This is a genomic window from Bremerella sp. JC817 (assembly GCF_040718835.1).
Taxonomy (GTDB): Bacteria; Planctomycetota; Planctomycetia; order Pirellulales; family Pirellulaceae; genus Bremerella.
Map to the genome: position 1 here is coordinate 1 of NZ_JBFEFG010000062.1, position 365 is coordinate 365.

General features: G+C 66.0%; 1 pseudogene. It reads right to left on the minus strand.

From position 1 onward, the window contains the following. Positions 1 to 116: 116 nt before the first annotated feature. Positions 117 to 365: pseudogene (locus tag AB1L30_RS00290) on the minus strand (hypothetical protein); the annotation flags it as partial.

A 365-nucleotide genomic window follows, 5' to 3' on the forward strand; every position in this document is an offset into this window, starting at 1 on the left:
GACCGGTTTTGGTCGAACGTTCGTGAATGAAGTGCATGTCGGCGCCTGGAATTCCCTGAGGGAATCACGGTGGTTGTCGGCCCCAATGGTTCCGGCAAATCGAACATTGTCGACGCCATCAAGTGGGAGACGCCGCCGCAGAGGACGACCTGCTCGCCGAAGAGGTCGGTCTCGGTCTCCTCGGCGAAGGTGGTCTCGAGCACGCCGCCGCGGGTGCCGCCGATCCCCTTGGCGTAGGCCAGGGCCAGGGCCTTGCCCGCTTCGGAGCAGCCGTCGCCGGTGGCGATCAGGCAGGGGACGCCGCCGCCCTTCTCGAACTCGCTGCGGCTGTCACAGTCGCTACCCTCCCCCAAAATTGGCCGCGA